We start from the raw sequence: 961 nt of genomic DNA on the forward strand, positions 1-961 counted from the left end.
CACCTTCTCATGTCAGTCACCGCACAACGACGCGATATTTACGATCCTGACCTCATTACAGAGTTTGCGAAACAAGTTCGTGACGAAGAATCTCTTGAGTATTTAGTGTGTCTCACGGTTGCGGATATTTGCGCAACCAATCCAGAGCTGTGGAATGCTTGGAAACGCACGCTGCTTGCCGAGCTCTTCTACTCAACGCAACGCGCACTGCGTCGCGGATTAGAAAATCCGGTTGATGTGCGTGAGCGTATTCGCCATAACCAACAAATGGCTTCCGCGTTGCTGCGCAAAGAAGGGTTTTCTGCGCGCCAAATCGAAGTGTTGTGGCAACGATTCAAAGCCGACTATTTCTTGCGCCATACTCACACTCAAATCGCTTGGCATTGTGCGCATTTGCTGCGTATGGATGATCCAAACAAGCCGCTGGTACTTATCAGCAAAAAGGCTACGCGCGGTGGAACAGAAGTGTTCGTTTACACCAAAGATCAACCAGCGTTGTTTGCTACCGTGGTGGCGGAGCTCGACCGTCGTAACTTTAACGTTCATGACGCACAAATCATGACCAGCAAAGACGGCCACGTGATTGATACCTTCATGGTGCTCGACCAACATGGAGAAGCCATTGACGAATCTCGCCATGCTGCCGTGATTAAACACCTCACTCACGTACTGGAAGCGGGTCGTCCGACGAAGATTAAAACGCGCCGCACTCCAAATAAACTTCAACACTTCAATGTGAAAACCAAAGTCGATTTCTTACCAACGAAAGGGAAGAAACATACCTTGATGGAGTTTGTAGCACTCGATACTCCGGGACTACTAGCCAAAGTCGGACGTACTTTTGCCGATTTGAATATTAACCTCCACGGCGCAAAGATCACGACTATCGGCGAACGTGCAGAGGACTTATTTATTCTCACTAGCGAAGCTGGCGGTAGACTCAGCGAAGAACAACAAAATG

1 protein-coding gene is annotated in these 961 nt (G+C 48.8%); it reads left to right on the top strand.

Annotated features, from left to right (window positions below; genetic code table 11):
- Window positions 1-961, top strand: a 961-nt coding sequence (locus tag R7E78_RS24890) for an ACT domain-containing protein (RefSeq protein WP_318058444.1), incomplete at both ends; no start/stop codon positions are given.

This window comes from Vibrio sp. YT-19(2023) (assembly GCF_033337395.1).